Source organism: Bacillus sp. KS1 (assembly GCF_020075515.1).
GTDB classification, from domain to species: Bacteria; Bacillota; Bacilli; order Bacillales; family Bacillaceae; genus Bacillus; species Bacillus velezensis.
The window spans coordinates 355,237-381,054 of record NZ_JACAWW010000004.1 but is presented as its reverse complement, the minus strand read 5'-3'; the positions used below and the strand labels follow the sequence as shown (position 1 = coordinate 381,054).

Annotated in this window: 26 protein-coding genes, 1 tRNA gene and 2 pseudogenes; 20 read left to right on the top strand and 9 right to left on the bottom strand. The window is 44.4% G+C overall.

The window, feature by feature from the left end; translation table 11 throughout:
• The first annotated feature begins 73 nt into the window (after nt 1-73).
• Nucleotides 74-934, top strand: a complete 861-nt coding sequence (locus HWY38_RS02295; RefSeq protein ID WP_003151510.1) for a LysR family transcriptional regulator — start codon at nt 74-76, stop codon at nt 932-934.
• Nucleotides 935-977: 43 nt separating this feature from the next.
• On the opposite strand, the gene clpP is transcribed toward HWY38_RS02295, so the two are convergent.
• Together clpP and HWY38_RS02285 are read right to left on the bottom strand one after the other, a co-directional pair.
• The gene (clpP, locus tag HWY38_RS02290) at nt 978-1,574 is read right to left on the bottom strand and encodes an ATP-dependent Clp endopeptidase proteolytic subunit ClpP (RefSeq protein WP_003151513.1); all 597 of its coding nucleotides are present in this window, start codon (nt 1,572-1,574) and stop codon (nt 978-980) included.
• 245 nt (nt 1,575-1,819) lie between these two features.
• Entirely contained in the window at nt 1,820-2,794 is a 975-nt protein-coding gene (locus tag HWY38_RS02285) for a LacI family DNA-binding transcriptional regulator (RefSeq protein ID WP_029325818.1), read from the bottom strand.
• A gap of 391 nt (nt 2,795-3,185) precedes the next feature.
• Here HWY38_RS02285 and HWY38_RS02280 point away from each other — a divergent pair, with 391 nt between their 5' ends.
• The 4 genes from HWY38_RS02280 (at nt 3,186) to HWY38_RS02265 (ending at nt 7,697) form a co-directional block, all read left to right on the top strand.
• On the top strand, nt 3,186-4,418 hold the full coding sequence (locus tag HWY38_RS02280) for an MFS transporter (protein WP_007613980.1): 1,233 nt from the start codon (nt 3,186-3,188) through the stop codon (nt 4,416-4,418).
• A 14-nt stretch (nt 4,419-4,432) separates the two neighbouring features.
• Nucleotides 4,433-5,902 (top strand): glycoside hydrolase family 32 protein, encoded by a 1,470-nt coding sequence (locus HWY38_RS02275; RefSeq protein WP_224181183.1) that lies wholly within the window; start codon nt 4,433-4,435, stop codon nt 5,900-5,902.
• Between the two features lie 206 nt (nt 5,903-6,108).
• Nucleotides 6,109-6,184 (top strand) — tRNA-Arg (locus HWY38_RS02270).
• A 454-nt stretch (nt 6,185-6,638) separates the two neighbouring features.
• Nucleotides 6,639-7,697, top strand: a complete 1,059-nt coding sequence (locus HWY38_RS02265) for a hypothetical protein (RefSeq protein ID WP_224181182.1) — start codon at nt 6,639-6,641, stop codon at nt 7,695-7,697.
• A 579-nt stretch (nt 7,698-8,276) separates the two neighbouring features.
• Here the strand turns inward: HWY38_RS02265 and HWY38_RS02260 are convergent.
• Together HWY38_RS02260 and HWY38_RS02255 are read right to left on the bottom strand one after the other, a co-directional pair.
• Nucleotides 8,277-8,588: a hypothetical protein gene (locus HWY38_RS02260; protein ID WP_007613966.1), complete on the bottom strand. Its 312-nt coding sequence runs from the start codon at nt 8,586-8,588 to the stop codon at nt 8,277-8,279.
• Between the two features lie 16 nt (nt 8,589-8,604).
• The gene (locus HWY38_RS02255; RefSeq protein ID WP_224181181.1) at nt 8,605-10,032 is read right to left on the bottom strand and encodes a lipase; all 1,428 of its coding nucleotides are present in this window, start codon (nt 10,030-10,032) and stop codon (nt 8,605-8,607) included.
• Between the two features lie 51 nt (nt 10,033-10,083).
• Here HWY38_RS02255 and HWY38_RS02250 point away from each other — a divergent pair, with 51 nt between their 5' ends.
• On the top strand, nt 10,084-10,398 hold the full coding sequence (locus HWY38_RS02250; RefSeq protein WP_014418946.1) for a DUF1433 domain-containing protein: 315 nt from the start codon (nt 10,084-10,086) through the stop codon (nt 10,396-10,398).
• Between the two features lie 182 nt (nt 10,399-10,580).
• On the opposite strand, the pseudogene HWY38_RS02245 reads toward HWY38_RS02250, so the two are convergent.
• Nucleotides 10,581-10,691, bottom strand: a pseudogene (locus tag HWY38_RS02245) (sporulation transcription factor Spo0A); the annotation flags it as partial.
• Nucleotides 10,692-10,788: 97 nt separating this feature from the next.
• Nucleotides 10,789-11,194, bottom strand: a pseudogene (locus HWY38_RS02240) (lipase); the annotation flags it as partial.
• A gap of 56 nt (nt 11,195-11,250) precedes the next feature.
• On the opposite strand from HWY38_RS02240, the gene HWY38_RS02235 reads away from it, so the two are divergent.
• The 4 genes from HWY38_RS02235 to HWY38_RS02220 all read left to right on the top strand — a co-directional run bounded on the left by HWY38_RS02235 (nt 11,251) and on the right by HWY38_RS02220 (nt 12,895).
• Nucleotides 11,251-11,565 carry a DUF1433 domain-containing protein gene (locus HWY38_RS02235; protein WP_080130152.1) on the top strand — a complete coding sequence of 105 codons (315 nt, stop codon included), beginning with the start codon at nt 11,251-11,253 and terminating at the stop codon, nt 11,563-11,565.
• A 79-nt stretch (nt 11,566-11,644) separates the two neighbouring features.
• A complete protein-coding gene (locus tag HWY38_RS02230; protein ID WP_224181180.1) occupies nt 11,645-11,983 on the top strand; it encodes a DUF1433 domain-containing protein in 339 nt (112 codons plus the stop codon).
• A gap of 243 nt (nt 11,984-12,226) precedes the next feature.
• Complete coding sequence (locus HWY38_RS02225) at nt 12,227-12,385, top strand: DUF3237 family protein (protein WP_224181179.1); 159 nt, start codon at nt 12,227-12,229, stop codon at nt 12,383-12,385.
• A gap of 21 nt (nt 12,386-12,406) precedes the next feature.
• On the top strand, nt 12,407-12,895 hold the full coding sequence (locus tag HWY38_RS02220) for a phenolic acid decarboxylase (RefSeq protein ID WP_014305882.1): 489 nt from the start codon (nt 12,407-12,409) through the stop codon (nt 12,893-12,895).
• Between the two features lie 41 nt (nt 12,896-12,936).
• On the opposite strand, the gene HWY38_RS02215 is transcribed toward HWY38_RS02220, so the two are convergent.
• The gene (locus HWY38_RS02215) at nt 12,937-13,455 is read right to left on the bottom strand and encodes a GNAT family N-acetyltransferase (RefSeq protein ID WP_029325823.1); all 519 of its coding nucleotides are present in this window, start codon (nt 13,453-13,455) and stop codon (nt 12,937-12,939) included.
• Between the two features lie 133 nt (nt 13,456-13,588).
• Between HWY38_RS02215 and HWY38_RS02210 the strand changes: the two genes are divergently transcribed.
• Together HWY38_RS02210 and HWY38_RS02205 are read left to right on the top strand one after the other, a co-directional pair.
• Nucleotides 13,589-14,218 (top strand): YczE/YyaS/YitT family protein, encoded by a 630-nt coding sequence (locus HWY38_RS02210; protein ID WP_224181178.1) that lies wholly within the window; start codon nt 13,589-13,591, stop codon nt 14,216-14,218.
• Nucleotides 14,219-14,298: 80 nt separating this feature from the next.
• Complete coding sequence (locus HWY38_RS02205; RefSeq protein WP_224181177.1) at nt 14,299-14,829, top strand: dihydrofolate reductase family protein; 531 nt, start codon at nt 14,299-14,301, stop codon at nt 14,827-14,829.
• 38 nt (nt 14,830-14,867) lie between these two features.
• Here the strand turns inward: HWY38_RS02205 and HWY38_RS02200 are convergent, their stop codons facing one another.
• Nucleotides 14,868-16,316: a carboxylesterase/lipase family protein gene (locus tag HWY38_RS02200; RefSeq protein WP_224181413.1), complete on the bottom strand. Its 1,449-nt coding sequence runs from the start codon at nt 16,314-16,316 to the stop codon at nt 14,868-14,870.
• An 80-nt stretch (nt 16,317-16,396) separates the two neighbouring features.
• Nucleotides 16,397-16,852, bottom strand: a complete 456-nt coding sequence (slrR, locus tag HWY38_RS02195) for an HTH-type transcriptional regulator SlrR (RefSeq protein WP_007407395.1) — start codon at nt 16,850-16,852, stop codon at nt 16,397-16,399.
• A gap of 243 nt (nt 16,853-17,095) precedes the next feature.
• Here slrR and HWY38_RS02190 point away from each other — a divergent pair, with 243 nt between their 5' ends.
• From HWY38_RS02190 to HWY38_RS02155, 8 genes are all read left to right on the top strand, one after another.
• Entirely contained in the window at nt 17,096-17,803 is a 708-nt protein-coding gene (locus HWY38_RS02190) for a YveK family protein (protein WP_224181176.1), read from the top strand.
• Nucleotides 17,804-17,808: 5 nt separating this feature from the next.
• Nucleotides 17,809-18,489: a CpsD/CapB family tyrosine-protein kinase gene (locus tag HWY38_RS02185; RefSeq protein WP_007407393.1), complete on the top strand. Its 681-nt coding sequence runs from the start codon at nt 17,809-17,811 to the stop codon at nt 18,487-18,489.
• A gap of 222 nt (nt 18,490-18,711) precedes the next feature.
• On the top strand, nt 18,712-20,529 hold the full coding sequence (locus tag HWY38_RS02180; RefSeq protein WP_186230134.1) for a polysaccharide biosynthesis protein: 1,818 nt from the start codon (nt 18,712-18,714) through the stop codon (nt 20,527-20,529).
• Nucleotides 20,530-20,544: 15 nt separating this feature from the next.
• Nucleotides 20,545-21,684 (top strand): glycosyltransferase family 4 protein, encoded by a 1,140-nt coding sequence (locus HWY38_RS02175; RefSeq protein WP_038459952.1) that lies wholly within the window; start codon nt 20,545-20,547, stop codon nt 21,682-21,684.
• Nucleotides 21,681-22,523 carry a glycosyltransferase family 2 protein gene (locus tag HWY38_RS02170; RefSeq protein WP_224181175.1) on the top strand — a complete coding sequence of 281 codons (843 nt, stop codon included), beginning with the start codon at nt 21,681-21,683 and terminating at the stop codon, nt 22,521-22,523. Before HWY38_RS02175 ends, HWY38_RS02170 begins: the two co-directional genes overlap by 4 nt.
• Nucleotides 22,516-23,652 (top strand): glycosyltransferase family 1 protein, encoded by a 1,137-nt coding sequence (locus HWY38_RS02165; RefSeq protein WP_224181174.1) that lies wholly within the window; start codon nt 22,516-22,518, stop codon nt 23,650-23,652. The genes HWY38_RS02170 and HWY38_RS02165 overlap by 8 nt, the downstream gene beginning before the upstream one ends.
• Nucleotides 23,653-23,655: 3 nt before the next feature.
• Nucleotides 23,656-24,759 carry an EpsG family protein gene (locus tag HWY38_RS02160; RefSeq protein WP_038459948.1) on the top strand — a complete coding sequence of 368 codons (1,104 nt, stop codon included), beginning with the start codon at nt 23,656-23,658 and terminating at the stop codon, nt 24,757-24,759.
• An 18-nt stretch (nt 24,760-24,777) separates the two neighbouring features.
• Nucleotides 24,778-25,815: a glycosyltransferase family 2 protein gene (locus tag HWY38_RS02155; RefSeq protein ID WP_224181173.1), complete on the top strand. Its 1,038-nt coding sequence runs from the start codon at nt 24,778-24,780 to the stop codon at nt 25,813-25,815.
• Nucleotides 25,816-25,818: the final 3 nt, after the last annotated feature.

The window sequence follows — 25,818 nt, the reverse complement described above, 5'->3', positions numbered from 1 at the left end:
TTATAAAGTTGAATAAAAAACTTTTATAATAGGTGAAAATTTTATAGCAGAAAAATATTTTGGGGGATTTCATATGGATGAAAAGGATTGGATTGTGCTCATTACATTATTCGAAGAAAAAAATATGACGAAGGCGGCAGAGCGATTATATATGACACAGCCGGCGTTAAGTTATCGGCTCAAAAACTTGGAAGCACAATTCGGAGTGCGCCTTTTTTATAAAAGAAAAAAAGGGATGGAGTTCACTTCAGAAGGTGAACATCTGGTTGATTATTCGAAAGAAATGCTGCAGGAATTCAGAAGAGTGAAGGATGATATGCTCAATATGAGCCATGAAGTCAGCGGGGTTCTCAGATTAGGAGTCTCAAGCAATTTTGCTCAGTATAAGCTCCCGGCGATTCTAAAACGGTTTTCTGATCAGTATCCGTCTGTTCAATTCCACGTCAATACGGGATGGAGTGCGAAGGTGATGGATCTGCTTCATCATTCGGGGGTACACCTTGGGATTATGAGGGGAAATTATGATTGGCAAGGGGAAAAACAACTGTTAAATGAAGAGCGGCTGTACCTTATTTCAAAAACTGAAATCAACAGTGAGGACCTTCCCAAATTGCCGATGATTTATTATCAAACTGATGCTTCTTTGAAAAGTTTGATTCAAAAATGGTGGAATAACCAATTTACTGAACCGCCTTTCATTGCGATGGAGGTAGACAGGCAGGAAACCTGTAAAGAGATGGTGAAAAACGGTCTCGGTTATTCTGTTGTGCCGGAAATCTGTCTTCAGCCTTCTGATGAATTATACACATTGGCGCTATCTTATAAAAATAACGAGCCTGTGATACGCGATACTTGGCTTATGTATGATTCTTCAGCGTTAGAATTATCTGTCGTCAAAGCATTCATTACTTTTTTGAATGGGAATAAAGCATAAAAAAACCTGCAAGAGACATCAGCTCTTGCAGGTTTTTTGGGCATTACTTCTGGTCTTCTGTATTGCGTGTCAGCACTTTATCGATTAAGCCGTATTCTAAGGCTTCATCAGCTGATTTGAAGTTGTCGCGGTCTGTATCGCGCTCAATGACTTCAAGCGGCTGGCCGGTACGTTCAGCAAGCACTTTGTTTAATTTGTCGCGAAGCAAGAGAATGCGTTTTGCCGCGATTTCAATTTCTGTCGCCTGTCCTTGCGCTCCGCCAAGCGGCTGGTGAATCATAACTTCACTGTTAGGAAGCGCGTAACGTTTGCCTTTTTCTCCGGCTGCAAGTAAAAATGCTCCCATAGAAGCGGCCATACCGATGCAGATCGTGGATACTTTCGGTTTAATGAACTGCATTGTATCATAGATTGCCATACCGGCAGTGATTGATCCGCCAGGGCTGTTAATGTAAATGGAAATATCTTTTTCAGGGTCTTCCGCTTCAAGGAATAAAAGCTGTGACACGATGGAGTTCGCAACGTTGTCATCAATCGCAGATCCAAGCATGATAATACGGTCCTTCAAAAGACGGGAGTAAATGTCATAAGCTCTTTCTCCGCGGTTCGTTTGTTCAATGACTGTAGGTATTAAATTCATAATGCTCCTCCTTCACCTTTTAGGTAAGTATGTATTTACATGATACATTTTTGGTCAATAAAGGTCAAACAAAACGCTGACCAAAATGCCAACCTTTTCTTCTAACACCATTTTTCCCATAAAACAAAAAGTTCAAACAGCAAAGTGGAAATGAGGATGATCAGCGCCGGCGCTTGAGAAATGATATGGCGGGAGCGCTCAAAATAGACCGCAATCGCGTCGGTACATACGGCTGAAGAGTCTGACTACGTTGTCCGTCCTTCCAAAAGCCGTACCGGCAAATACGTTTCCAGCGGCAAATCATCAAATTCGCCTTCAATTTCTTTTGCTAAAATCTCGATGGCTGTTTTGGAAATCAATTCAATCGGCTGCTGGATGGTTGCCAAGTCCGGCAGAACCGATTGAACGGTTTCAGTGCCGTCATAACCGATCACTTTTAATTGATTCGGGATGTCTATTCCCCGTTTTTTGGCCTCGGTCATCACTGCAGCCGCCATGATATCATCGCTGGCAAAAATTCCGTCGGTGTCAGGCTGTTCATCGAATAATGTTGAAATAATGTCATGGTAATGCTGATAAAAGGGTACTTCATATGTAATAGGCTTCCGTCCGTGTTCGTGCATGACGTCTTCGTATGCTTTTCTTCTGAGGTTTGCCGGTGTCTCGAGTTCAAGCGGGCCGTTGATATGGACGATGTGCCGGCACCCTTTTTCAATCAGCAGTTCTGCCGCCTTTTTTCCGCCGTCATAGTTGTCTGAGCCGACGACGGGAATCGTGTCAGATAAGTAATGATCAATGGCGACAATCGGCAGATTTTGCTTGTGATAATTGAGAATTCCCCGGTTGTAAGTCACGGCGATCACGCCGTCCACTTGGTTTCTTATCAGCATCTCCAAATATTTTTCTTCCTTATCCTTTCGATGTAAACTGTTGCAAAGCAGCAGTTTGTAGCCCATGGACGTACAAATGCTTTCAATATGAAAGGCGAGTTCGCCGAAAAACGGATTGCTGGAGTTTGGGATGATAAGTCCTATTAAATTGGTTCGTTTTCGGAATAAAGAGCGGGCCAGATCGTTTGGAAAGTAATTGATTTCTTCCATCGCCTTGTACACTTTTTCTTTTGTTTTTTCGCTGATATAGCCGCGGTTATTTAATACCCGCGAAACGGTTGTAGATGAAACTCCCGCTATTTTCGCAACATCATGAATGTTAGGCTTCATTCCCGTGCCCCCCTGCTTACTGAAATGGCTTACAATTTCCGTCACGCACTTATTTTAGAGAATCAGGCTGACATGTGCAAGGACATTCCATGTTTCTGTTTTCATATAAAGAGGGTGCGTTTTTGTTTGCTTGAAATAATCAGAAAATTGTATGTCAACCGATTGACATATGAAACCGGTTGACATACAATTCTTTTTGAAAGCGCTTTATTTACGGAGTGAAGGGAAGTGACGGGTATGGAGAGAAGGCTGGCGGCAATAAAGTGAAAGAATCAAGCAGCGATAGAAAGTAAGCGCTTACTAGGGGCTCGCATGTATGTGATGAAAATGAAGAAGGAAGTATGCGGCTCTAAAACGGCTATTAAAAGGTCCTCTTAAAGGAGCGGTGCAAATGAAAAGCTCAAAAAGTCTGTATTGGAAACTGAGTGCTTATTTCTTCTTTTTCTTTTTTACTTGGTCTTCCAGCTATTCTTTATTTGCGATTTGGTTAGGGCAGGAAATCAATTTAAACGGATCAGCGACAGGCATTATCTTTTCTGTAAACGCCGTATTTGCCCTGTGCATGCAGCCTCTTTACGGTTTTATCTCTGACAAATTGGGGCTGAAGAAAAAGATATTGTTTATGATCAGCTGTCTTCTCATATTCACGGGTCCGTTTTATATCTTCGTCTATGGGCCGCTTTTACAATACAACGTCTTTCTTGGCGCCGTTGTCGGAGGCTTATATTTGGGAGCCGCTTTTTTGGCGGGGATAGGCGCGATTGAAACGTACATTGAAAAGGTCAGCCGTAAGTATGATTTCGAGTATGGAAAATCAAGAATGTGGGGCTCGCTAGGCTGGGCGGCTGCTGCATTTTTTGCAGGGCAGCTTTTCAATATCAATCCCAATATCAACTTCTGGATCGCGTCTGTTTCAGCCGTCATATTAACGGCCATTATCATGTCTGTGAAAATAGAAATGACCGATCATGAGAAAAACAGAGCGGATTCGGTCCGGTTAAAAGATGTGGGGCGGCTCTTTTTACTAAGAGATTTCTGGTTTTTTATGATGTACATTATCGGGGTGACTTGCATTTACGGTGTATATGATCAGCAGTTCCCGATCTATTATGCGTCTTTGTTTCCTTCAGTGTCGACGGGTAACCAAGTATTCGGCTATCTGAATTCATTCCAGGTGTTTTTGGAGGCCGGCATGATGTTTCTTGCGCCTTTTATCGTCAATAAGTTCGGGGCGAAAAACAGTTTGATTTTAGCGGGGTTTTTAATGGCTTTCCGCATCGTCGGGTCCGGAATTGCAGTTGAGCCTGTAGGCATTTCATCAATGAAACTCATCCACGCACTGGAATTGCCGATTATGCTGATCGCCGTTTTTAAATATTTGGCTGCCAATTTTGATACGCGTCTGTCGTCCGTCCTTTATCTCGTCGGTTTTCAATTCGCATCTCAGGCAGGCGCGTCGATTCTGTCGCCGCTTGCGGGAGGATTATATGACAGTGCGGGGTTCCGTCAAACCTATCTCATCATGGGAATCGTCGTCTTCGGTTTTACCGTCATCTCCATATTTACTTTATTGGGCCCGAAACAAAACAGCAGGCGTGTCCAGCGTCTGCAAAAAATCGGATAGAGAGGATGTTACAAATGGATAGAATTCAGCAGGCGGAAGAAGCTTTGAAGGAAGCCGAGGGTAAAGTGAAACAAAGATATCGATTGGGGTACCATATTATGCCCCGGGCGAATTGGATCAATGATCCGAACGGGCTTATTCAGTTTAAAGGAGAATACCACGTCTTTTTTCAGCATCATCCGTATGATGAGCATTGGGGGCCGATGCATTGGGGACATGTAAAAAGTAAAGATCTCATTCATTGGGAGCACCTGCCGGTTGCCTTAGCTCCGGGCGATGCATTCGACCAAAGCGGCTGTTTTTCGGGAAGCGCGGTCGATGATCATGGAAGATTAGCCCTCATCTATACAGGACATAATATAATTGATCAAGAGAAAGACCTATTCTATCAAACTCAAAATATCGCTGTCAGCCAAGATGGAACCGTGTTTGAAAAGCTTCAGGGAAACCCCGTTATTGCGGAACCGCCGGAAGACAGCGCCCGTCATTTCCGCGATCCGAAAGTATGGAAGCATCGCGATGTTTGGTATATGGTCATCGGCAACTCCTCAAAAGAAAACGTCGGACGGGTCGTTTTATACCGTTCACCTGATTTGCGTGATTGGGAATACGCGGGGGTTCTTGCCCAAAGTGACGGTAATCTCGGCTATATGTGGGAATGTCCTGATTTCTTTGAATTAGGCGGCAAGCATGTCCTGCTGATTTCGCCCCAGGGGATCGAGGCGGACGGTGATTCCTATCAAAATTTACATCAAACCGGGTATTTAATCGGTGACTATCATGATGAAACAAACAAATTTACACACGGCGCTTTTAAAGAACTGGATCACGGCCATGACTTTTACGCCGTGCAAACATTATTAGATGATAAAGGACGCAGAATTGCTATCGGCTGGATGGATATGTGGGAATCTGAGATGCCGACAAAAGCGGACGGATGGTGCGGTGCACTGACTTTGCCGCGAGAACTGACTTTGCGTGATGATCATAAACTTTTGATGAATCCCGTGGAAGAAACCAAGCAGCTGCGGAAAATAGAATATCGGGAATGTGCCGGACGATCGGTTTCAGGGAGTTACTTGGCAAAGACGTCCGAAGACCTGCTTGAAGTCCGAGTCGTGTTTGATGTAAACGATTCTGATGCCGAAACGGCAGGTTTTAAGATTCGCGGCCTTGACGAAGAAGAACTTGTGCTGACATACAATCTAACGGATAAAAAGCTGACACTTGATTGCACCAAGATGGGGAAAGCGAAAGACGGTGTGAGAAGGGTGCAGACGGATACAAACGGCAAGCTGGCGCTGCGTATCTTTATTGACAGATCCTCGATTGAAGTATTCGCCAATCATGGAGAAACAACGATGACAAGCCGTATCTATCCGAATGAAGGCAGATTGGGGATTGAGCTGTTTTCTGAGAAAGGCGCCGTAAAGGTTGAGGAATTCACCTATTGGACGTTAAGGGACATTTGGAAAAAAAGCTGAAACGTGCTTTTTCTGAAGTGACTGGAAATGTACCGAGACGGGGGCAGTCCGCCTGAAATGGTTTTTTTGTGAAAATCAATGCCGTTAAACGATGCAGGATTATGCTGCATGAAGACGCTGTATAATCCTGTTGTGCATTATCAAAAAAGAGTTGCTTTCTGCGCGTTTCTTTATTATAATATAAAGGTATCTGATTGAAAAAACGTGCGCTCGTAGCTCAGTTGGATAGAGCGGTGGTTTCCGGTACCACGTCTGTCGGGGGTTCGAATCCCTCCGAGCGCGTCATAAGCATTAGATAGCTTTAGATTAATAAAGCCTAAAGAATTTGTCTTCTCGTTTACTATTGCGATAGCACAGGGTTTCAGCGATGAAAAAACGTATAAACTATGTGACAATATGTAAACCACGAAACACTTTTTTCGTGCTCTTAACCATAAAACGTTAAGAATTCGAAAGGGGTGTTTTTGTTTTGTCCGAAAATAGTCGAAAAGGAAAATTGTTTTTAAACGACATACAAAAGTAAAGATTCACGAAGTAAAGTGTTTGGTTATTCGATTTTTACAATTCATATAACTGTGAAAGAATCATTCGCATTCTTATACACCCTTTTTGTATTTTATTGAGGTTACCAATGATATTGTTTAAAAGATAGACGATTATATGTTTTTACTAATCTCTATTGTACTATATATATTTCTGATAGAATTAATCTATATTAACTTATAGGGGTGTTGTGATGGAAAGACTTAGCGAAGCACGTAAAAAATATCCGAAATTTTTTGATTTCTTATTCAGAAGCCCTTTGTATCAAAGATATAGAATAAGTACGGAAATAGTAACAAAATGTGAACGAGAGATTTTAGGCTACACTATTCGAAACTTTGGCGATGGAGAAGAAATGGTTCCCGATATAGTTGATTTTACTGTTTACATAGAAAATCTCGATTTGTCTATTCTGAAAGGAATGGTATTAAAAACCTTTGATTCAGATTATTTTTGTCCGTTTTGTGATAAAGAAAGAGAAATTCGAAATATAGTCCAAATTGATAACTCTGAAAAATATATTGATAGAGAATTAGATAGAATCGACAATTTCTCATTACAAGAATATGAAGAATTTATAGACAACCTTAAAAATGAAGAGTCAAAAGAAAGATACCAAAAATTTGTTAATGATATTTTCTCTGAACAAGGTATATTTAGTTTAAAGCTTGAATGTGTATCTAAATATAAGCATCATTTTATTATTAACTTAAAAATTGAAGAAGATACAGTCATGAAAATTGGACAGTATCCCTCTATATATATGTTTAATAAGTCTTTAGATAAATATAGAAAAGTTATAAAAGATAAAAGAAATAAAATCGATTTCAAACGTGCCATTGAATTACAAAGCTTTGGTTACTTCGTAGGAGCGTTTACTCATTTAAGGCGAATTTTTGAAAGAATAGTTAGTAAGAAATTTGATGAATTATTGAATGAAAAACTTTATGAATATAAAGGTAAAGAATCAATTTCAAAACTTAGTACTGTTGATAAGGCGAAAGAAATTTCAAGCTTTCTTCCAAGTCATCTAAATGATGTCCGTTCCTCTCTTTATAGTATATTAAGTGAAGGTATTCATAAATTGGATGAAGAGAAATGTGAGAAGTACTATTATCACTTGTTTGAAGCAATAACTATTATATTTGATGAAGAGTTAGAAATGAGAAAGAAACAATGGAAGGCGAATCAGAACAAAAAAGAAATAAATAAAGTTAATTCTGAATTAAAAAGTGCGGGTGAAAACAAATAAATTTAATTCAACGTTGAAAACGGAGGAAGTATCGGATCTTTTATTGCAAGACCTTCGTTGTTTTCACTTGGAAAAGTAAAGACACTTAAGGTTCTTCATACGTATATATATTTCTTACTTCGTCAATGGTCGTAAATTATGTAGAGCAGTATACGAGAAAATTCACAGACTGGAAACCCTCATCTTTATTACTTCTCTAACATGGATGGGTTTACATAATTGAATATCAGAAATACTATATTGCAGTTAAGACGTTCCAATAAGAATGCCTTCCAATTCGTTCCGAGCGGCTGTCACTTATATGGGGGCATGTTATCGGAGACTTTAGTTGAAATTGGGAAGAATTGGCGTTTTTACGTGTTGGATAATGCGATTTTAAGCAAATTACCTTTTGTTTTGAAGATAGATTACCCAGTTCATTTCGTTATAAGTGTTCATTGACGTTTTGCATTTTGCCTATCGGGGTATAGTTTAGTTTCCGGTACCACGTCTGTCGGGGGTTCGAATCCCTCCGAGCGCGTCTCAGTTAAGACGATAGAAAAAATCTCGCAGATGATAAATCTGCGAGGTTTTTTTATTTTATCTTGTTTTGAAACTGTTAACGAATGTGTCTCTGTTATGTTCGGTTCCGGCAATCAGCCGCGCACTTTCACTGATCCGCTGTGCGAGAGCTTTTTGCGCCTTACCTTCAAAGCTGTTCAATAGTGCTGAATACACTTCATATAATTCATCTTTCAACGTATCCATTTCGAATGTCGGTTTCAGCGTTCGGCGCACTGTCTCCAGTTTTGTCCCCGCTGCCTGTGTCATGACGGTTTTCAGCATCTGCCGCTGCAGCCTTTTCTTCATCGGGTCGTCCTTGTGTTCTAAAAGTTCGTCTAATGTCGGCATTATGTATCCACCTCTATCATCTTAACCAGTTTGCGAGCATCTGGTCTTTTTCCTGAAATTCGTCTGCTATTTTATGTAAGAATCCGCCGATTTCTTCAAGGTCCGTAATCGCCGCCTGCAAGGAATCAATAAACGCCTGCTCAGCCTGAGTGTCATAAAAAATCGGGCCTTTATCGTAGGATTGCGCAATATCTTCAATGGTATTGGTCACGTCCTGTGCTTGAAGCTGATCAAACAAGCCGTGTCCGACTTGGCCGTAAAATTCTGTTTTCAGCTCGGCGACTTTTTCATCGTGCTCCTGATAGGCGTTTTGCGCTTCTTTTTTCATCGTCCGCAAATCCTCAGTCATAGCCTGCACCTTTTCAGCCAGCTTCTTTGCGTTTTTCGGCGTTACTTTTATTGTATCTGCGCTTCCGATCGCACCGGCCGGCAGAAGAGCGCCGAGGTTTTTATCGAAGACTAACTCATCTCCGTTCGGATTTGCAATAGTGCCGTTTCTGTCGAACACGAAATTTGCTTCGTTTAAGCCGTGTGTATCCGGATTTCTCAGAATGACGGTAGTGAAGAAATAAGCGAGATTCTTGCTGATCTGCTCGTTTAAGTTCCCATCAAGCCGCTGCTTTCGGCTGAACTGTGAGAGCGAGGGGTTTTTCGTATAAATCGTTGTCCCGTTGTGGCGGTCATATTCGTTCCAATAACCCGCCCCGACCATGTCGTCCGGATTGATAATTGACCGGATGTATGGATCATATATGCCGCTGTTGATGTCTTTCTGTGTTTCTTCATCGTGCAGTTTCACGACGGAAGGACTGTTAAACGCGACGGCGTACACATCATTATTTACCGCGCTGTATTCCGCCTCAGCGCCGCCGAGTGAATGGCCGGTTGTTGAAATAATCGTTGACGTTCCGGCATACTTTTTCTTTACGCCGCGTACCAGCTGATCGGCCTGATCGATTTGCGATGTTTTCGTCATCAGCTTATACTTTCCGGTTGTGAGCATGGCGTCTTGAGAGGGCGTTCCATTGTATTTTCCGAGTGTTTTCGAGGTATCCTTTGCGTCTTTTTTTACAATATAATGTACTTCTTTTTTCGGATCATTTCCGAAAACAATATTGCCGCCGTCCGCTTTTACGCCGTCATTGATCGGGTCTTTTCCGATATCGGTTCCCGCAAAGGCGACGACCACGTTCTCGGGGTTTTTTGATTTTATCCATTTTCCGTTTTTGGACTTGATGCCTTTTGAGAATACAAAGGCATCAAGACCCGTATCAGAATCCTGCTCCACTTTCTCAACGTACCAATATGACGTCTTACTTATTTTATAAGGAGTTTTATATTTCATATGCAGGGCTAACATTTTATAATTGTAAGCTGCTTGACTCAAACGGTAATATTCTTTATCTGTGACATTAGAGACGGTTATTTCTTTTCCTTTTGGCATATATACATCACCTTTCTTATATTGTAAAATAGTTCCGAAAGGATGATACGCATGAGAAAATACATTATTATCCTAATTGTTATAATTATAGCAGTGGGAGGGTTTTTCGTGAAGCGTCAATATGATAAACATAAAAACGAAGAAAAACTTGTGATTGAGGCGCAAGAGCACATGAAGAATTACTTAAAAAAAGACTATAAAAATGTAAAGGAAGTTCATTTTTCAAAAGACTACAATATCGATCCGACAGGCGGAGTTGAAGTTTCAGGCTACATAAATAATAATAAAGAAAAAGAATTTTCCGGTATATATGATCCAACGAACAAGGAGATAGGTATTTCGGTGGTCAATGCCGAAGAAAGGTAAAATACCCACCTCAGGGATGAGTGGGTATTTATTTTGTTTAATTATCTTACAAAATTCGTGACATGTTTCTCATACAGTTCAAACCTATTCCTGAGACCAATCGCCTCTACCGTCTCATTTGTCGAGGTATCCCCCGATATTAACGATACAAATATCATGACAACTCAACGATAGGAAAAACGTCAGATCAGCATTTCACTCGCTTTAAGTTCCAATCTTAACTTGTCAGTAACAATCGCGATGAATTCTGAATTGGTTAGCTTTGCTTTTGACATGCTGAAAGTATATTCATATCAAGTTTTCAGTAGTTGTGTTTACTTAATCCATGAGGGGAAGTCAAAGAAGCACTGCAATATTAAGCTATCAAACATTTATGATGAACCAAATCCTATTGTAGGTTCCGATCGTTCGATGTATCCTCCGCATCTTCTTTTACAAAATAATACACTTCTGTTTTCGGATCATTTCCGAAAACAATATTCCCGCAGTCAAATATCGGGTCTTTTCCGATATCGGTTCCGGCAAAGGCGACGACCACGTTTTCGGGGTTTTTTGATTTGATCAGTTCACCATTTTTCTTCACTGCTTGTACTAATAAAACCGCATCGAGCCCTGTATCATCGGCTGATTTTATTTGATCGACGTATCAGTAAGTAGGTTTTGAAATGGAAGAATTAATGCGTATATAATCGTTCTTCTCTAATTTCCTTTTAAGATAGTCATAGTTATAAGCACGTTGACTCATCCTGTAATATGTTTCATCTGTCAGGCTTGAAGTCCAATTTTTCTTGCTCAAGATATATAGCGCCTTTCTTGTCATGTAAAATAGGGTAGGGAAAGGGATGATTTTTTTTGAAGAAATACCTTATTATTGTTCTAGTGTTAATTATAACCGTTGGAGGGTTGATTATGAAGCATCAATATGATGTGAAAAAGGAAGAAAAGGCTCTTTTTGAAAAAGCCAAAAGTAAAATGACCGAATACTTGCATCACGAGTACAAGGGAATAGAGAAAATTTCTTATGATGATTATTTTATTGATCCAACTGGCGGAATTACAGTTGAGGGGTATCTAAACGGCGATAAAACTAAGGAATTTGACGGTTTATATGATCCTGCAGGTGACAAAATAGGGAGCTCCTCTGTGGATGCGGAAGAAAAATCTTAAGATGCCTAAATGCACCGGATGTCACCACCATTTTTCTAGTCCGCAAGCTTCATCATAACTCATGGAAAGGATGAGTTCTATGAAAAAATATATTATTATCTTCATTATCTTAATAGCAGCCGGAGGTTTTATAATGAAGAGTATGAATGATAAAAATGGTCAGGCTGAAGAGATAAAGATTGCTCAAGAACGAATGGAGAAATTTATCAAAGCGAATTATGAAGGCATACATAACGTTACATTTAAAGATAAATACGAAATAGATCCAATGGGCGGGATAGAGGTATTTGGCTATTACAACGGTGATACATCGAATAAATTCGATGGTATGTATGATAAGGCAAATGACAAGATCATGGGGTACTCAATAGACGCTGTAAGTAAGAAAGAATGCAGAGATAAAGATTGTGATTATTAATAAAGACGCTCGTCTGGTATGAACATATAGTAAACGAAAAAGACAAGGGGTCGGCATTTGCCGCCCTTGTCTTTTTTCATTGAACATTGGAAAACATAATCAGAAACAGCTCATTATTTGACAGTCCATTTTAACAGCGTTACAATTAAACGTGTAAATAGTTACATGTTTAAGTAAACATAATAACTCGGGAGGTGATACGTCCTTGAATGAACCTTCTTTAAAAAAGTCATTTATGAGTCAGTGAACCGCATCATTGATCCCGAGCATGTTTATTTCCGTACTGTGCCTGTGTTTGAAACAAGCAGCGAGGCATATCAGCATCTGCAGGACCGTCTGTTTATCGGGGCTGCGGTCAGATTGCCGGGTGACATTCGGTTAGATATTTATGAAGTTCAATAATAATATGGAGAGTGAGTCAACATGGAAAACTTTATCGGAAGCCATATGATTTACACGTATGAAAACGGCTGGGAGTATGAAATCTATATTAAAAATGATCATACGATCGACTATCGGATTCATAGCGGAATGGTAGGCGGCCGCTGGGTGCGCGACCAGGAAGTGAATATCGTCAAGCTGACAGAAGGCGTATACAAAGTGTCATGGACTGAACCGACAGGCACAGACGTTTCCTTAAACTTTATGCCGAATGAAAAACGGATGCACGGAATTATTTTCTTCCCGAAATGGGTGCATGAGCATCCGGAAATCACGGTGTGCTACCAAAATGATTACATTGACGTGATGAAAGAGTCACGTGAGAAATATGAAACATACCCGAAATATGTCGTTCCCGAGTTTGCGGATATTACGTATCTCAACAATGCGGGAATCAATAACGAAACACTGATTTCAGAAGCGCCGTACGAAGGAATGACCGATGATATCCGTGCGGGAAAATTAAAATAAGAGAAAAAACCCGGCAGCTTGGCCGGGTTTTTTGTATTCTTTTACGACAGGGTTTTGGTCATGATAATGTCGACTTGTTTATCATCCCCCATATAAAAAGAGTGTTCTCCGGTTTGGACAAACCCCATTTTTTGATAAAAGGCGATTGCATTTTCGTTTTTTTCCCATACGCCCAGCCAGATGTTCTTTTTATTGTGTGCTGTTGCGATTTTCACAGCTTCATTCAGCAGATATTTGCCAAGCCCGTGTTTCTGATGGTTTTTTCTTATATAAATTCTCTCAATCTCAAGAGAATCTTCACCCATTTTTTCTGACTGTGCTTCGTTCATGTTGACTTTTACATACCCGGCAAGGTCATCATGATAATAAACAAAATAGAATTGAGAAGACAGATTGGATAATTCCTTTTTCAGCTGTTCAGAGCGGAATGCATTTTCCAAATAAGCTTTCATATTTTCTGGTGAATTTTGATCTTTAAATGTATCATTGAATGTTTCAATGCTTATCTCCCGGAGCTCTGTTATATCGTTAAGGCTGCACTTTTTTAATTGAATACTCATGGTCATACAGCTCCTTTCTTCATTTATCATATCAGCTGATTTTTTGTTGTATTTGCAATGAAAATACCGTATAGTAAACATATCGTAGTTTTGTTGTATTTGCAACATAAAATAAGAAAATGAGGACGATAAGGTGAAATATGTTTTTTATGTTTTAGGAATCATGATCTTGACCTTTGGTATTTCTGTCACGATTCAATCAGATCTTGGAACGTCGCCTTTTGATGCGCTTATTGTGGGATTGTCCGTCCATGCCGGGCTTACCGTGGGAAGCTGGGAAATCATCATCGCTTTCTTGTTAATTTGCTGTAATTCAATGTTAAAAAGGCAAAGGCCGGAATTTTCAGGGATGATTACGGCGTTTATAACGGGAATCGGGATTGATATGTGGCTTTTTTTTCTGCATCGAGTCATAACGCCTGAACTGTGGTACGGAAAAGCGGGCTGTTTTGCAATCGGTTTAGTTGTGATAGGGATAGGAACCGCAACCTATCTGCACACAAATTTCGCCTCGATCCCGGTTGATCGGTTAACGCTAATTGTCCGCGATTTAACCGGGAGAAGCATCTTTTTTTCAAGAACGGTCATTTACTTCATATTTTTCATACTGGCCGTGATGCTAAAAGGTCCGGTAGGCATCGGAACGTTATTAATCGTTTGTTTAGGAGGGATCATCCTTCATTTCTTTATGCCGATTACCGGAAGATGGATAGACGGCATATTAACAGCATCTCCAAAGCAGGAAGAAACGAAAACCCGGTAACGGGGGTTTTTACCCGATTCTATCATTTTTTCATTTCATCCGTATGTTCAAGGTATAATAAAAAAGGGGGAGGGATTTTTATGAGCGGTCAAAGAAAACTCGTTTTTTACGGAGCTGTCAGCGCAGATGGTTATCTTGCGCGGGAAAATCATTCTTTAGATTGGTTAATCGGAACTGAAGGTGAAGACGCCACCGATTATGAAGCTTTCTATGAATCTGTCGATACGATCATCATGGGCAGAAAAACATACGAGGAAATATTGGTTTTATTGCCTGAGGAATTTCCGTACAAAGGTAAAGAATGCTATGTGTTTTCGCGGACATTGACCGGGCGTACTGAACATGTGCGGTTTATTCATGAAGAGCCTGCCGATTTTATAAAAGCATTGAAACGCCGAGACGGCAAGCGGATTTGGATTGTCGGCGGGAGTGATCTGCTGCACCCGGTTTTGGAGGAAAAACTTGTCGATGAGTTTATCATTCAGATCGCCCCCGTTCTGCTCGGCCGCGGAATTTCTTTGTTCAAACCCGGAGACCGGGAGACAGGGCTGAAGCTGACTGATGTCAGGCGCTATAAGCAATTTGCGGAGTTGCATTATGAAGTAAGATGAAAACGAAACGCCAAGGGAGCCGGCTCCCTTGGCGTTTTTTATGCTTGAAACAGGATGCGGCGTTTTGCTGAATCGGGATCACTTTCGACAGCGGTATCCGTGTTGAAAAGCAAAGTTTCGCGTGAATCGGTTTCATATTCAGGCCAATTGAAGTGAGAGGTGTTCGGGTTTCCGGTTTTTGCAAAAGCGAGCCATGCGGATTGGATTTGTTTGGAAAGCTGTTCTGCGTCATCACCGAGCGGTTCTTGCAGCGTCTTTCTCAAAGAATCAAAGTTTCCGAACACAAACGGCAATTCCAGAGCGTGAACGGCTTTATGAAACGGCGGTGTTTCGCCATGCCAATCAAAGCGGTACATCCAGACCGGTGCGTGCTGCGACTGTCCTTGTGCGAAAGCGACAGCCGGCCGCCAGAAAATCAGATCCGTCATCATATCGATTTGTCCCTTTAATGAATGCGGATATAAATCTGCCGCTTGCTCGGTGCAGTTCTCTCCGAGGTGATAATGCAAATAATCTTGCTGCTTTTTCTCGGAATGAATGTCTGTATCAGGGGTGAAAAACAAATATGCTTCATCACGATTGGTTCCGATGATCATAGGTATGCCTTCTGCGGCCCCGTCTGCTATGGCTTTCACCGGTTCCGCAGGCAATGTGGCCGGATCGATAGCGGGCTGAAACAAAAGCTGAAAAATGTTTTGATCTAGTGAGCGCCGCACTTTATCCGCAGTCTTAAGCAGGTCATTAACGGAAAGCTCCTGCAATTGATCAGTGCCGGCTTCATGAATAAATGCCGCCGCGATGTCTTTTGCCATGTCCGCCGGGATCGTATGAGAGGCGCCGCTTTCTAAAATGGCTTTATGAAACAGGCCTTTTGCGTCAGGCATTGCCATAAGGGAGGCGATGCTCATGCCGCCTGCCGATTCACCAAATATCGTGACGTTATCCGGGTCTCCTCCAAATTCGGAGATATTGTCCTTCACCCAGCGCAGGGCGGCGATCTGATCGAGCAGCCCGATATTGGCGGAATACGCGTCATGAATAGAAGATAAATGTAAAAAGCCTAACGGTCCGAGCCTGTAATTGAGTGTCACTACAATGACATCTCCGTCAGCGGCAAGGGCAGATCCGTCGTAAAGCGGTTCGCTTCCGGCACCTAAATAAAATGCCCCGCCGTGTATCCATACCATGACAGGCTTTTTTTCGCCCTCTGAATCGGGGGCGAAAACATTGAGGTAAAGGCAATCTTCAGATTGAGCCGGTATATCTCCGGAAAACGATATAGACAGCATATCATCCGGCTGCGGACAAATCGGCCCGAACGAGTCGGCATGTTTTACGCCATCCCAAGGTGCGGGCGGCTCCGGCGCTTTAAATCTGAGCTCTCCGACGGGCGGCTTCGCGTACGGTATGCCCTTCCATGTGCGGGTACCGCGGCCGGCAGTTCCTTTCAGTGCGCCGGAGCGGGTTTGAACGGTAAGTTTTGTCATCATTTCATCCCCTTTTTTCTTTTCATTATAAACAGAGATGAAGACATGAAGCGAATAAAAGCCTTTTCATCAGCATATCATCAGTAACGCTTCCGTTCTAAAAATGATCTGACTTCCTGAACGGACAAGCCGAGTTCTTTGGCTTCCTGCATCAGCGCTTTCCATTCCTCAATGTTGGATTCAGTCAGTTTTCTGTTGCGGTAGGGTGCGGGCTCCGGGCGTTTTTCAGTCAGTTTGTTCGTAAAGGTGAACAGTTCTTCTTTCGGCATGCCCGACTGCACGGCCTGCACAAGGTGGATGCGCCACTCATCTTCCGTGTCTCCCATGTGATGCAGCATCGTTTCGGCATCAAAAAGCTCCGTCAGATCGACCTGCAGGGTGGCGGATACTTTTTTCAGAAATTGAATGGACGGATTTGAGTGAACCCCCCGTTCTATCTTGCTTAAATAAGATTTAGAGACACCTGCTTCAACTGCTAGCTGATTAATAGAGTAGCCTTTTCTTCTGCGGTATAAACGAATTATTCTTCCAATCATTGTGCTGAATTCTCCCCTGTATACTGGCTTTTTTTGTTCATTATAAGAAATCTTTCGTTCTTTATAAAATTTAAAATTATAAGGTAAGTGCAGTAAATAAGAGGAAAATCATGATAATGTTCTCTAAAAAGAACCAAATGGCTTAATTTGAAATTTTCAAATTTCGACCTTTTCTTTTATAATCCAATCATTAACAGAAGGGGGCGTTTAAGCCTGATGCAATAAGGATGAGGCTGTAATTACATGAATGAGAATATGAGTTTCAAAGAATTATTTGACATTATTAAACACAGATTTTTACTGATTTTTATCATGACAGCAGTTGTAACGCTGGTGACGGGATACATCCAATTCCGGGTGATTTCGCCCGTTTATCAGTCATCGACCCAAGTGCTCATTCATGAAACAAGCGGTGAAAAAAATTCGAATCTCAGCGACGTTCAGCTGAATCTTCATTACAACAATACGTTTCAAACGATAATGAAAAGCCCGGTTGTGCTTGAGAAAGTGAAGCAGACGCTGCATCTTTCTGAGACGGCATCCGCTTTAAAAGCAAAGATCACGACAAGCAGCGAAACCGATTCAGAGATCATTACCGTAGCGGTGCAGTACGAGAATCCGAAACAGGCCGCCGCTATAGCGAACACGCTGATGAAGACATTTAAAAAAGAAGTCCGTGACAGGATGAATATAAAAGGCGTCATTGTTTTGTCTGAGGCAAAAGCATCGGAAAGCCCGATGGTCAAGCCTTCGCGCATCCGAAATATCATGATGGCGTTCGGTGCGGCTCTCATGGCGGGTGTGACGCTTGCGTTTTTTCTCCACTTTCTTGATGAAACCGTTAAAAGCGAGCGGCAGCTCAGCGAAAAAACAGACTTGCCTGTTTTAGGGGTTGTGTATGACATCAAAAATCAGCAGACACGGTCTGATGAAAAACATTTCGGGGAGTGAGGCGTTTGGGATTCAGAAAAAAGAAATCAAGAAGGGGACTGGCTCAAATATCCGTTTTACATCACAAATCATTGGTGGCTGAACAATACCGCACCATTCGGACAAATATTGAGTTCTCCTCTGTTCAGACCCATTTGCGCTCTATTCTCGTCACTTCTTCCGTTCCGGGAGAAGGAAAATCATTCAGCGCCGCCAACCTTGCCGCGGTATTTGCGCAGCAGGAAAAAAAGGTGCTGCTCGTCGATGCGGATTTACGAAAACCGACGATACACGAGACCTATCAGCTTGAAAATGTACAAGGCCTGACAAATGTGTTAGTCGGAAACGCTTCCCTCGGCGAAACGGTGCAAAAAACGCTGATTGACAACCTCTATGTCTTAACGAGCGGGCCGACGCCGCCGAATCCGGCTGAGCTTTTATCTTCAAAGGCGATGGGAGAGCTGATTCAGGAGATGTACAGCCGGTACAGTCTGGTTATTTTCGATTCACCTCCGCTTTTGGCTGTGGCGGACGGACAGATTTTAGCGAATCAGACAGATGGAAGCGTTCTCGTCGTCTTGAGCGGAAAAACGAAAATGGATACCGTCCAAAAGGCGAGAGACGCGCTCCAGCAGTCAAAGGCAAAGCTTTTGGGGGCGCTGCTGAATAAAAAGAAAATCAAAAAAACGGAGCACTACTCGTATTGAGCGGTGCAGGTGATGTCTCCTTACCTTTATCAACGGAGGCACTCGGCTCTGCTGTGGGCGGCGTTTTTTGCTGCCTTAGATGCTGGTCGTCGGTGGCGGGGTGTGAGGACGGGTTAAATGCCCAATTTATCTTAAGATGATGCATTGTTATCGGCTTAGCTGTTATGTCTGTTTTTTAACGAAAACCGTATCAGCTAAACCGATAAATGAGGAGGGGAAAGATTGACTTACCGGAGAAGACTTTCAATGATATTTGCATTGGATACGTATCTCGTTTTACTTTCCGTTGTTATAGGATATCAATTTTTTGAGGATTCTTATCACTTTTATGACTCCGGAGCGTTGCTGCTGACTGCCGTGAGCATGCTGATCAGCCATCATGTATGCGCTTTTATGTTTCACCAGTATAAGCAGGTATGGACGTACACGGGAATAGGCGAGCTGCTTGCCTTGATGAAGGGGATCACGCTGTCAGCAGCCGTAACGGCGGCCGTCCAATACGGGGTGTTCCACACGATTTTGTTCCGGCTGTTGGCCGTCAGCTGGATGGTTCAGCTATTATTCATCGGAGGAAGCCGGATGATTTCACGGGTGCTGAAAGAAACGATCGGCAGGAAGCAAAATGACTCTTCCCGGGCGCTGATCATCGGCGCAGGTTCGGGGGGGACGCTGCTCGTCCGTCAGCTTACCCAGAAAAACGATCTCGGAATCATGCCTGTGGCTTTTATTGATGATGATCAGACGAAGCATAAGCTCGAAATCATGGGCCTGCCCGTCATCGGCGGAAAAGAAAGCATTATGCCGGCGGTGCAGAGGCTGAGAATTCACCATATCATCATTGCCATTCCGTCTCTTTGCACCCATGAGCTTCAGACGTTATACAAAGAATGTGTGCAGACGGGCGCCCATATTAAAATCATGCCGCAATTTGACGAGATCCTGCTCGGAACGCAGGCTGCCGGACACATCAGAGATGTAAAAGCCGAAGATCTGCTCGGCAGAAAGCCGGTCACCCTTGATACGAGCAAAATTTCTGACAGCATCAAGGGAAAAACGATTCTGGTCACGGGCGCCGGCGGCTCAATCGGTTCTGAGATCTGCCGCCAGATCAGCGCGTTTCTTCCGCGGGAAATCGTCCTTCTCGGCCACGGAGAAAACAGCATTCATTCTGTACATACCGAGCTGTCCGCACGCTTCGGCAAAGAGGTGCTCTTTCACGCGGAGATCGCCGATATTCAGGACAGAGATAAAATCTTTACCTTGATGAAAAAATACGAGCCGCACGTCGTCTATCATGCGGCTGCCCACAAACATGTGCCGTTAATGGAACATAATCCGGAAGAAGCCGTTAAAAACAACATTATCGGCACGAAAAATGTCGCCGAAGCCGCCGACATGTGCGGAACGGAAACATTCGTGCTGATTTCTTCTGATAAAGCGGTCAATCCGGCCAATGTCATGGGCGCGACGAAACGGTTTGCGGAAATGGTCATCATGAACCTCGGAAAGATCAGCCGCACCAAATTCGCCGCCGTCCGTTTCGGAAATGTGCTCGGAAGCCGCGGCAGCGTCATTCCAATTTTCAAAAAGCAGATTGAAAAAGGCGGACCCGTCACCGTCACGCATCCGGCGATGACAAGATATTTTATGACGATCCCCGAAGCGTCAAGACTCGTCATTCAGGCGGGGGCGCTTGCAAAAGGGCGGCAGATTTTCGTTCTGGATATGGGAGAACCCGTCAAAATCGTCGATCTGGCCAAAAACCTGATTCATTTATCAGGCTATACGACAGAACAGATTCCCATCGAATTCTCCGGCATCCGTCCGGGAGAAAAGATGTATGAAGAATTGCTGAATCATAATGAAGTACATACGGAGCAGATTTTTCCGAAAATCCATATCGGGAAAGCGGTGGACGGGAATTGGGCCGTGCTCATCCGTTTTATGGAGGAATTCAGCCGTCTGCCTGAAGAAGAGCTGAGAAAAAGGCTGTTTGAGGCGATCGAATCAGTACATGAAGAAGCGGCCGCAGGCGTGTGATGGGAGGACAGAAAGATGACGAAAAAAGTATTATTCTGCGCCACTGTCGATTATCATTTTAAAGCCTTTCATCTTCCGTATTTTCAATGGTTTCAGGATATGGGCTGGGAAGTGCACGTCGCGGCAGGCGGCAATATGAATCTTCCGTTCGTTGATGAAAAGTTTTCCATTCCAATCCGGCGCTCGCCGTTTCATCCCGAAAATCTTTCTGTTTACAGGCGGCTGAAACGGCTCATTCAGGACAACGGCTACGACATGATTCACTGCCATACGCCGGTCGGCGGCGTGCTCGCACGCCTTGCTGCGAGACAAGCGCGCCAAAAAGGGACAAAGGTGCTGTACACCGCGCACGGCTTTCACTTCTGCGACGGAGCGCCTCTGAAAAACTGGCTTCTTTATTACCCGATCGAAAAATTTCTTTCTTCTTATACGGATTGTCTGATTACGATTAATGAAGAGGATTACGAACGGGCCAAGCAAATGAAAAAAACAGCTTGCGGCGCGAAAAAAATACACGGCATCGGGGTGAATACAGACAGGTTTCGCCCTGTGAGCCGGGAAGAGAGTGAACGTCTGAGAGAAAAACACGGCTTCGGCGCCGGGGAATTTATTCTCGTATACCCCGCTGAATTAAACGGCAATAAAAACCAGGGACTTCTCATTGAGGCTGCGGCATTGCTGAAGAACCGCATCCCGGAGCTGAAACTCGTATTTGCCGGAGAAGGCGCGATGGAAGCGCCGTACAGAAAAAAGGCTGAATCACTCGGTGTATCCGACATGGTGCGGTTTTACGGTTTTTGCCGCGATATTCATGAACTGATTCAGCTTGCCGATCTGTCTGTCGCCTCAAGCATCCGCGAAGGACTCGGCATGAATCTGCTTGAAGGAATGGCTGCCGAAAAGCCGGCCGTTGCCGCGGACAACAGGGGGCACCGTGAGATCATCGAAGACGGCGTGAACGGTTTTCTCGTGCCGGCTGGGGACAGCGCGGCGTTTGCCGATCGAATTGAAAAGCTGTACCGCTCCCCGGGTCTGCGAAAAGCAATGGGGCAAAAAGGGCGCAGCACGGCGGAATGTTTTTCGGAAACACGTACGGTAAAGGAAATGGCGCACATTTACGCCGGTTATATGGATAAAAAGGAGAAAAGCGTATGAATGCAGGAGCACAACCGAAAATTTCCGTCATCATGGGAATTTATAATTGCGAAGAGACTTTAGCGGAGAGTATTGAATCCATCCTAAGCCAATCTTATAAGAATTGGGAACTGATTATGTGTGATGACGCGTCAACTGACGGAACGTATCAGATTGCGCGCCGTTACGCGGATCATTACGGCGACCGGATCACGCTGATTCAAAATAAGACAAATCAACGGCTTGCCGCTTCGCTTAACCGCTGTCTGACATACGCAACGGGGGATTATATCGCCAGGCAGGACGGTGATGACATCTCCAACCCGAGGAGACTGGAAAAACAGGCCGCTTTCTTAAACAAGCACGCCCACTATCAAGTCGTAGGCACGGGCATGCTCGTATTTGACGAATTCGGTGTAAGGGGCGCCCGCCTTTTGCCGCCCGTGCCGAAACCGGGAATTATGGCGAAAGGCACACCGTTCTGCCACGGCACCATTATGATGCGGGCTGAAGCGTACAAAGCGCTTGGCGGCTACCGGTCAGTCAGGCGGACGCGGCGGATGGAGGATATCGATTTGTGGCTGCGCTTTTTTGAAGCGGGTTTCCGGGGGTATAATCTCCAAGAAACGCTGTATAAAGTCAGAGAGGACAGTGATGCGTTTAAAAGGAGATCGTTTACGTATTCCATTGATAATGCGGTCCTCGTTTTTCAGGCATGCAGACGGCTGAAGCTGCCGCTTTCCCATTACGCGTATATCGCAAAACCGCTCATCCGCGCCGTTACGCCGCCCGCGGTCATGAACCGTTATCATAAAAACAGGGACATCCGCCAAAAAGAAGGGCTTGCCGAACATGACTGACAAACCGATGCGGGTGCTGCACATCTTCAGCGGGATGAACAGGGGCGGCGCAGAAACGATGATGATGAATTTGTACCGGAAGATGGACAGAACGAAGGTGCAGTTTGATTTTTTAACCCATAGGAACGATCCGTGCGCTTATGATGAGGAAATTCTCGCTCTCGGCGGACGGCTTTTTTATGTGCCGAGCATCGGCAGCACAAACCCAGTTACATTTGTAAAACAGGTCAAACGGGTGATTCAGGAAAAAGGCCCGTTTGCCGCCGTGCACGCCCATACCGATTTTCAGTCTGGATTTATCGCATTGGCCGCTCGTTTAGCCGGCGTCCCGGTGCGGATCTGCCATTCACACAGTACGTCGTGGCGGGGGCGGGCGTCGCGGCTTGCCGGGATGCAGCTGTTTGTGTTCAGACGGCTGATCACGGCAAACGCCACGGCACTGTGCGCCTGCGGAGAAGACGCGGGCCGTTTCTTATTCGGGAAAGAAAAAGACGTGCATCTTTTGCCGAACGGCATTGATCTCGACTTATTTGCCGGCGGGTGCGCGGACACAGAAGCTGAAAAAAGGAAGCGGGGCATTGCAGACGGCCGTTTGGTGATCGGCCATATCGGCCGCTTTACAGAAGAAAAAAACCATGAATTTCTGCTCCGGCTGGCCGCTGATATGAAAGAGCGGGGCATCGGTTTACAGCTGATTCTCGCCGGAGACGGTCCGCTTCGCACCGACATGGAAAATCTGGCGGCGAAGCTGAGGCTTGATGATGATGTGCGTTTTATCGGCATAGAAGACCGCGTTCATGCCCTGCTGAAAACGCTGGATGTATTTGTCATGCCGTCTCTTTATGAAGGGCTGCCCGTCACGCTCGTTGAAGCGCAGGCCTCCGGGGTGCCGTGCGTGATATCAGACGGCATAACGGAAGAAGCCGATGCCGGGCTCGGGCTGGTCAAAAGGCTCAGCCTCAAAGAACCGCCCGGACAATGGGCATCCGCGGTTTTACGGGCAGCAGAGGCGGCAAAGCCTGACGGGGAGTGCATTAAAGAAACCCTCAGGCGGCAGGGATATGACGCGGAAGAAAATGCGGGGGCTGTTATGAAGCTTTACAATATGAATTGGAAAAAGGAACAGTAACGAATGATTGTATACGTAGTCAATATGGGAATTGTGTATATTTGGTCATGGTTCGCCAAAATGTGCGGCGGGCGTGATCAATCGCTTTCGACCGGATACCGGCCGAATCAGCTCGTCATGATCGTTCCGCTGCTATCGCTCGTATTGGTCTCCGGCTTGCGCTACAGAGTCGGGACGGATTTTCAGACGTACGCGCTGATGTACAAGCTGGCGGGAAATTACGGCAGCATTTGGGAGATCTTCGGGTTCGGAGCGAAAAAAGCAGCCGTTGATCCGGGGTTTACGGCTCTCATCTGGCTCATGAATTTTATCACGAAAGATCCGCAAATCATGTATTTCACCGTGGCGGTCGTGACGTGCAGCTTTATTTTAAAGGGGCTCGTTGAGTTTGGCCGTCCGTTTGAGCTGAGTGTGTTTTTGTTTTTGGGCACGTATCACTATTACGCTTCCTTTAACGGGATCAGGCAGTATATGGTGGCGGCCGTTTTGTTTTGGGCCGTCCGCTACGTGATCAGCGGAAGCTGGAAGCGTTATATGTCAATCGTGCTGCTGTGTTCGCTTTTTCATTCCTCAGCGCTGATTATGATTCCGGTTTATTTTCTCGTCAGAAAAAGGGCCTGGTCGCCCGCGATTTTCGGACTGTCGGCATTGTTTCTTCTTATGACGTTCCTGTATCAGAAGTTCATTTCGCTGTTTGTCGTTGTGCTGGAAAACAGCTCGTACGGCCATTATGAGAAATGGCTGATGACCAATACGAATGGGATGAACGTCGTAAAAATCGCGGTGCTGCTTCTGCCGCTGTTTTTGGCTTTCTGCTATCGGGAGCGGCTGCGGAAGCTCTGGCCTGACATTGATGTCATCGTGAATTTCTGTCTGCTCGGCCTGCTCTTCGGTCTTTTGGCGACAAAGGATGTTATTTTTGCCCGGTTTAATATATATTTCGGCCTGTACCAAATGATCCTGATCCCTTATTTTGTGAGGGTTTTTGATGAAAAATCAAATGCGCTGATTTATATCGCCATTATTGTCTGTTATTTTCTTTACAGTTACTTGCTTATGCCGGTCGATTCGTCTGTGCTTCCGTACAGAACGATTTTTTCCCGGTAATGGACACTGGAGGTTTATATGGAAACACCCGCGGTCAGTTTATTAATTGCTGTGTATAATACGGAAACTTATTTAGAAAGATGCTTAGATTCATTGCTCAATCAGTCGCTCGCCAATATCGAAATCGTGGCCGTTAATGACGGGTCAACGGATCAAAGCCCGGCCATTCTTGAAACCTATCAGAAGCGGGATGAGAGAATCAGGGTCATTCATCAGCAAAACCGGGGGCTCGGCGCGGTCCGCAACAAGGGCATTGAGGCGGCGCGCGGCGAATTTATCGCTTTTATTGATGCGGACGACTGGGTTGAACCTGATTATTGCCTGCGCATGTATAAAAAAGCGAAGGCTGATCAGGCTGATCTCGTGATTTGCGAATATGCGGCCGAATTCGCGGATACGGGGAAAACCGCCGTTTCAACGATCGCTTCAGCGTACGAGGGCCGCCCGAAACAACGGTACCTGAGAGATTTATTTGAAGGAAGAGTCAGCGGTTTTTCATGGAACAAGCTGTACAAAAGAACCATGATCGAGCATCATCAGCTGCGCTTTCCGCTTCGTGATGAGCTGGAGCACGTGGAGGATCAGTACTTCAGCCTCCGGGCGCATGTTTTCGCAGGAGCGGTCTCGTACGTGGATCAGCCGCTCTATCATTATCGGATTCACTTGACTTCCATTGTGCAAAGCTATCAGAAAAAGCTGTTTGACTCAGGTCTCGTTCTCTATCGGCTGAACGAGGCTTTTTTGCGTGAAAACGACTGCTTACAGGAATACCGGCAGGAGCTGGATTTTTTCATCGTTCAGCACGGAACAGTCTGCCTGCTGAATGAATGGAAGCGGAATAATAGCGGCCGGTTTTCTGAGAAGTGGAAGAATATCAGCCGGATATGCGCTGATCCCATATTTCGCCTGAGCCTTTCCAAAACGGGAACGGCGCCGTTTGACGCCAAACGCTCATGCCTTCTGCTTTTGGCGAAGCTGAAGCTGATTCCGTTCGTGTCGCTGGCATCAGCCGCGTATCAGCGGGCAATCGAGTACAAAATGAAAATCAGAGGGTGAAGA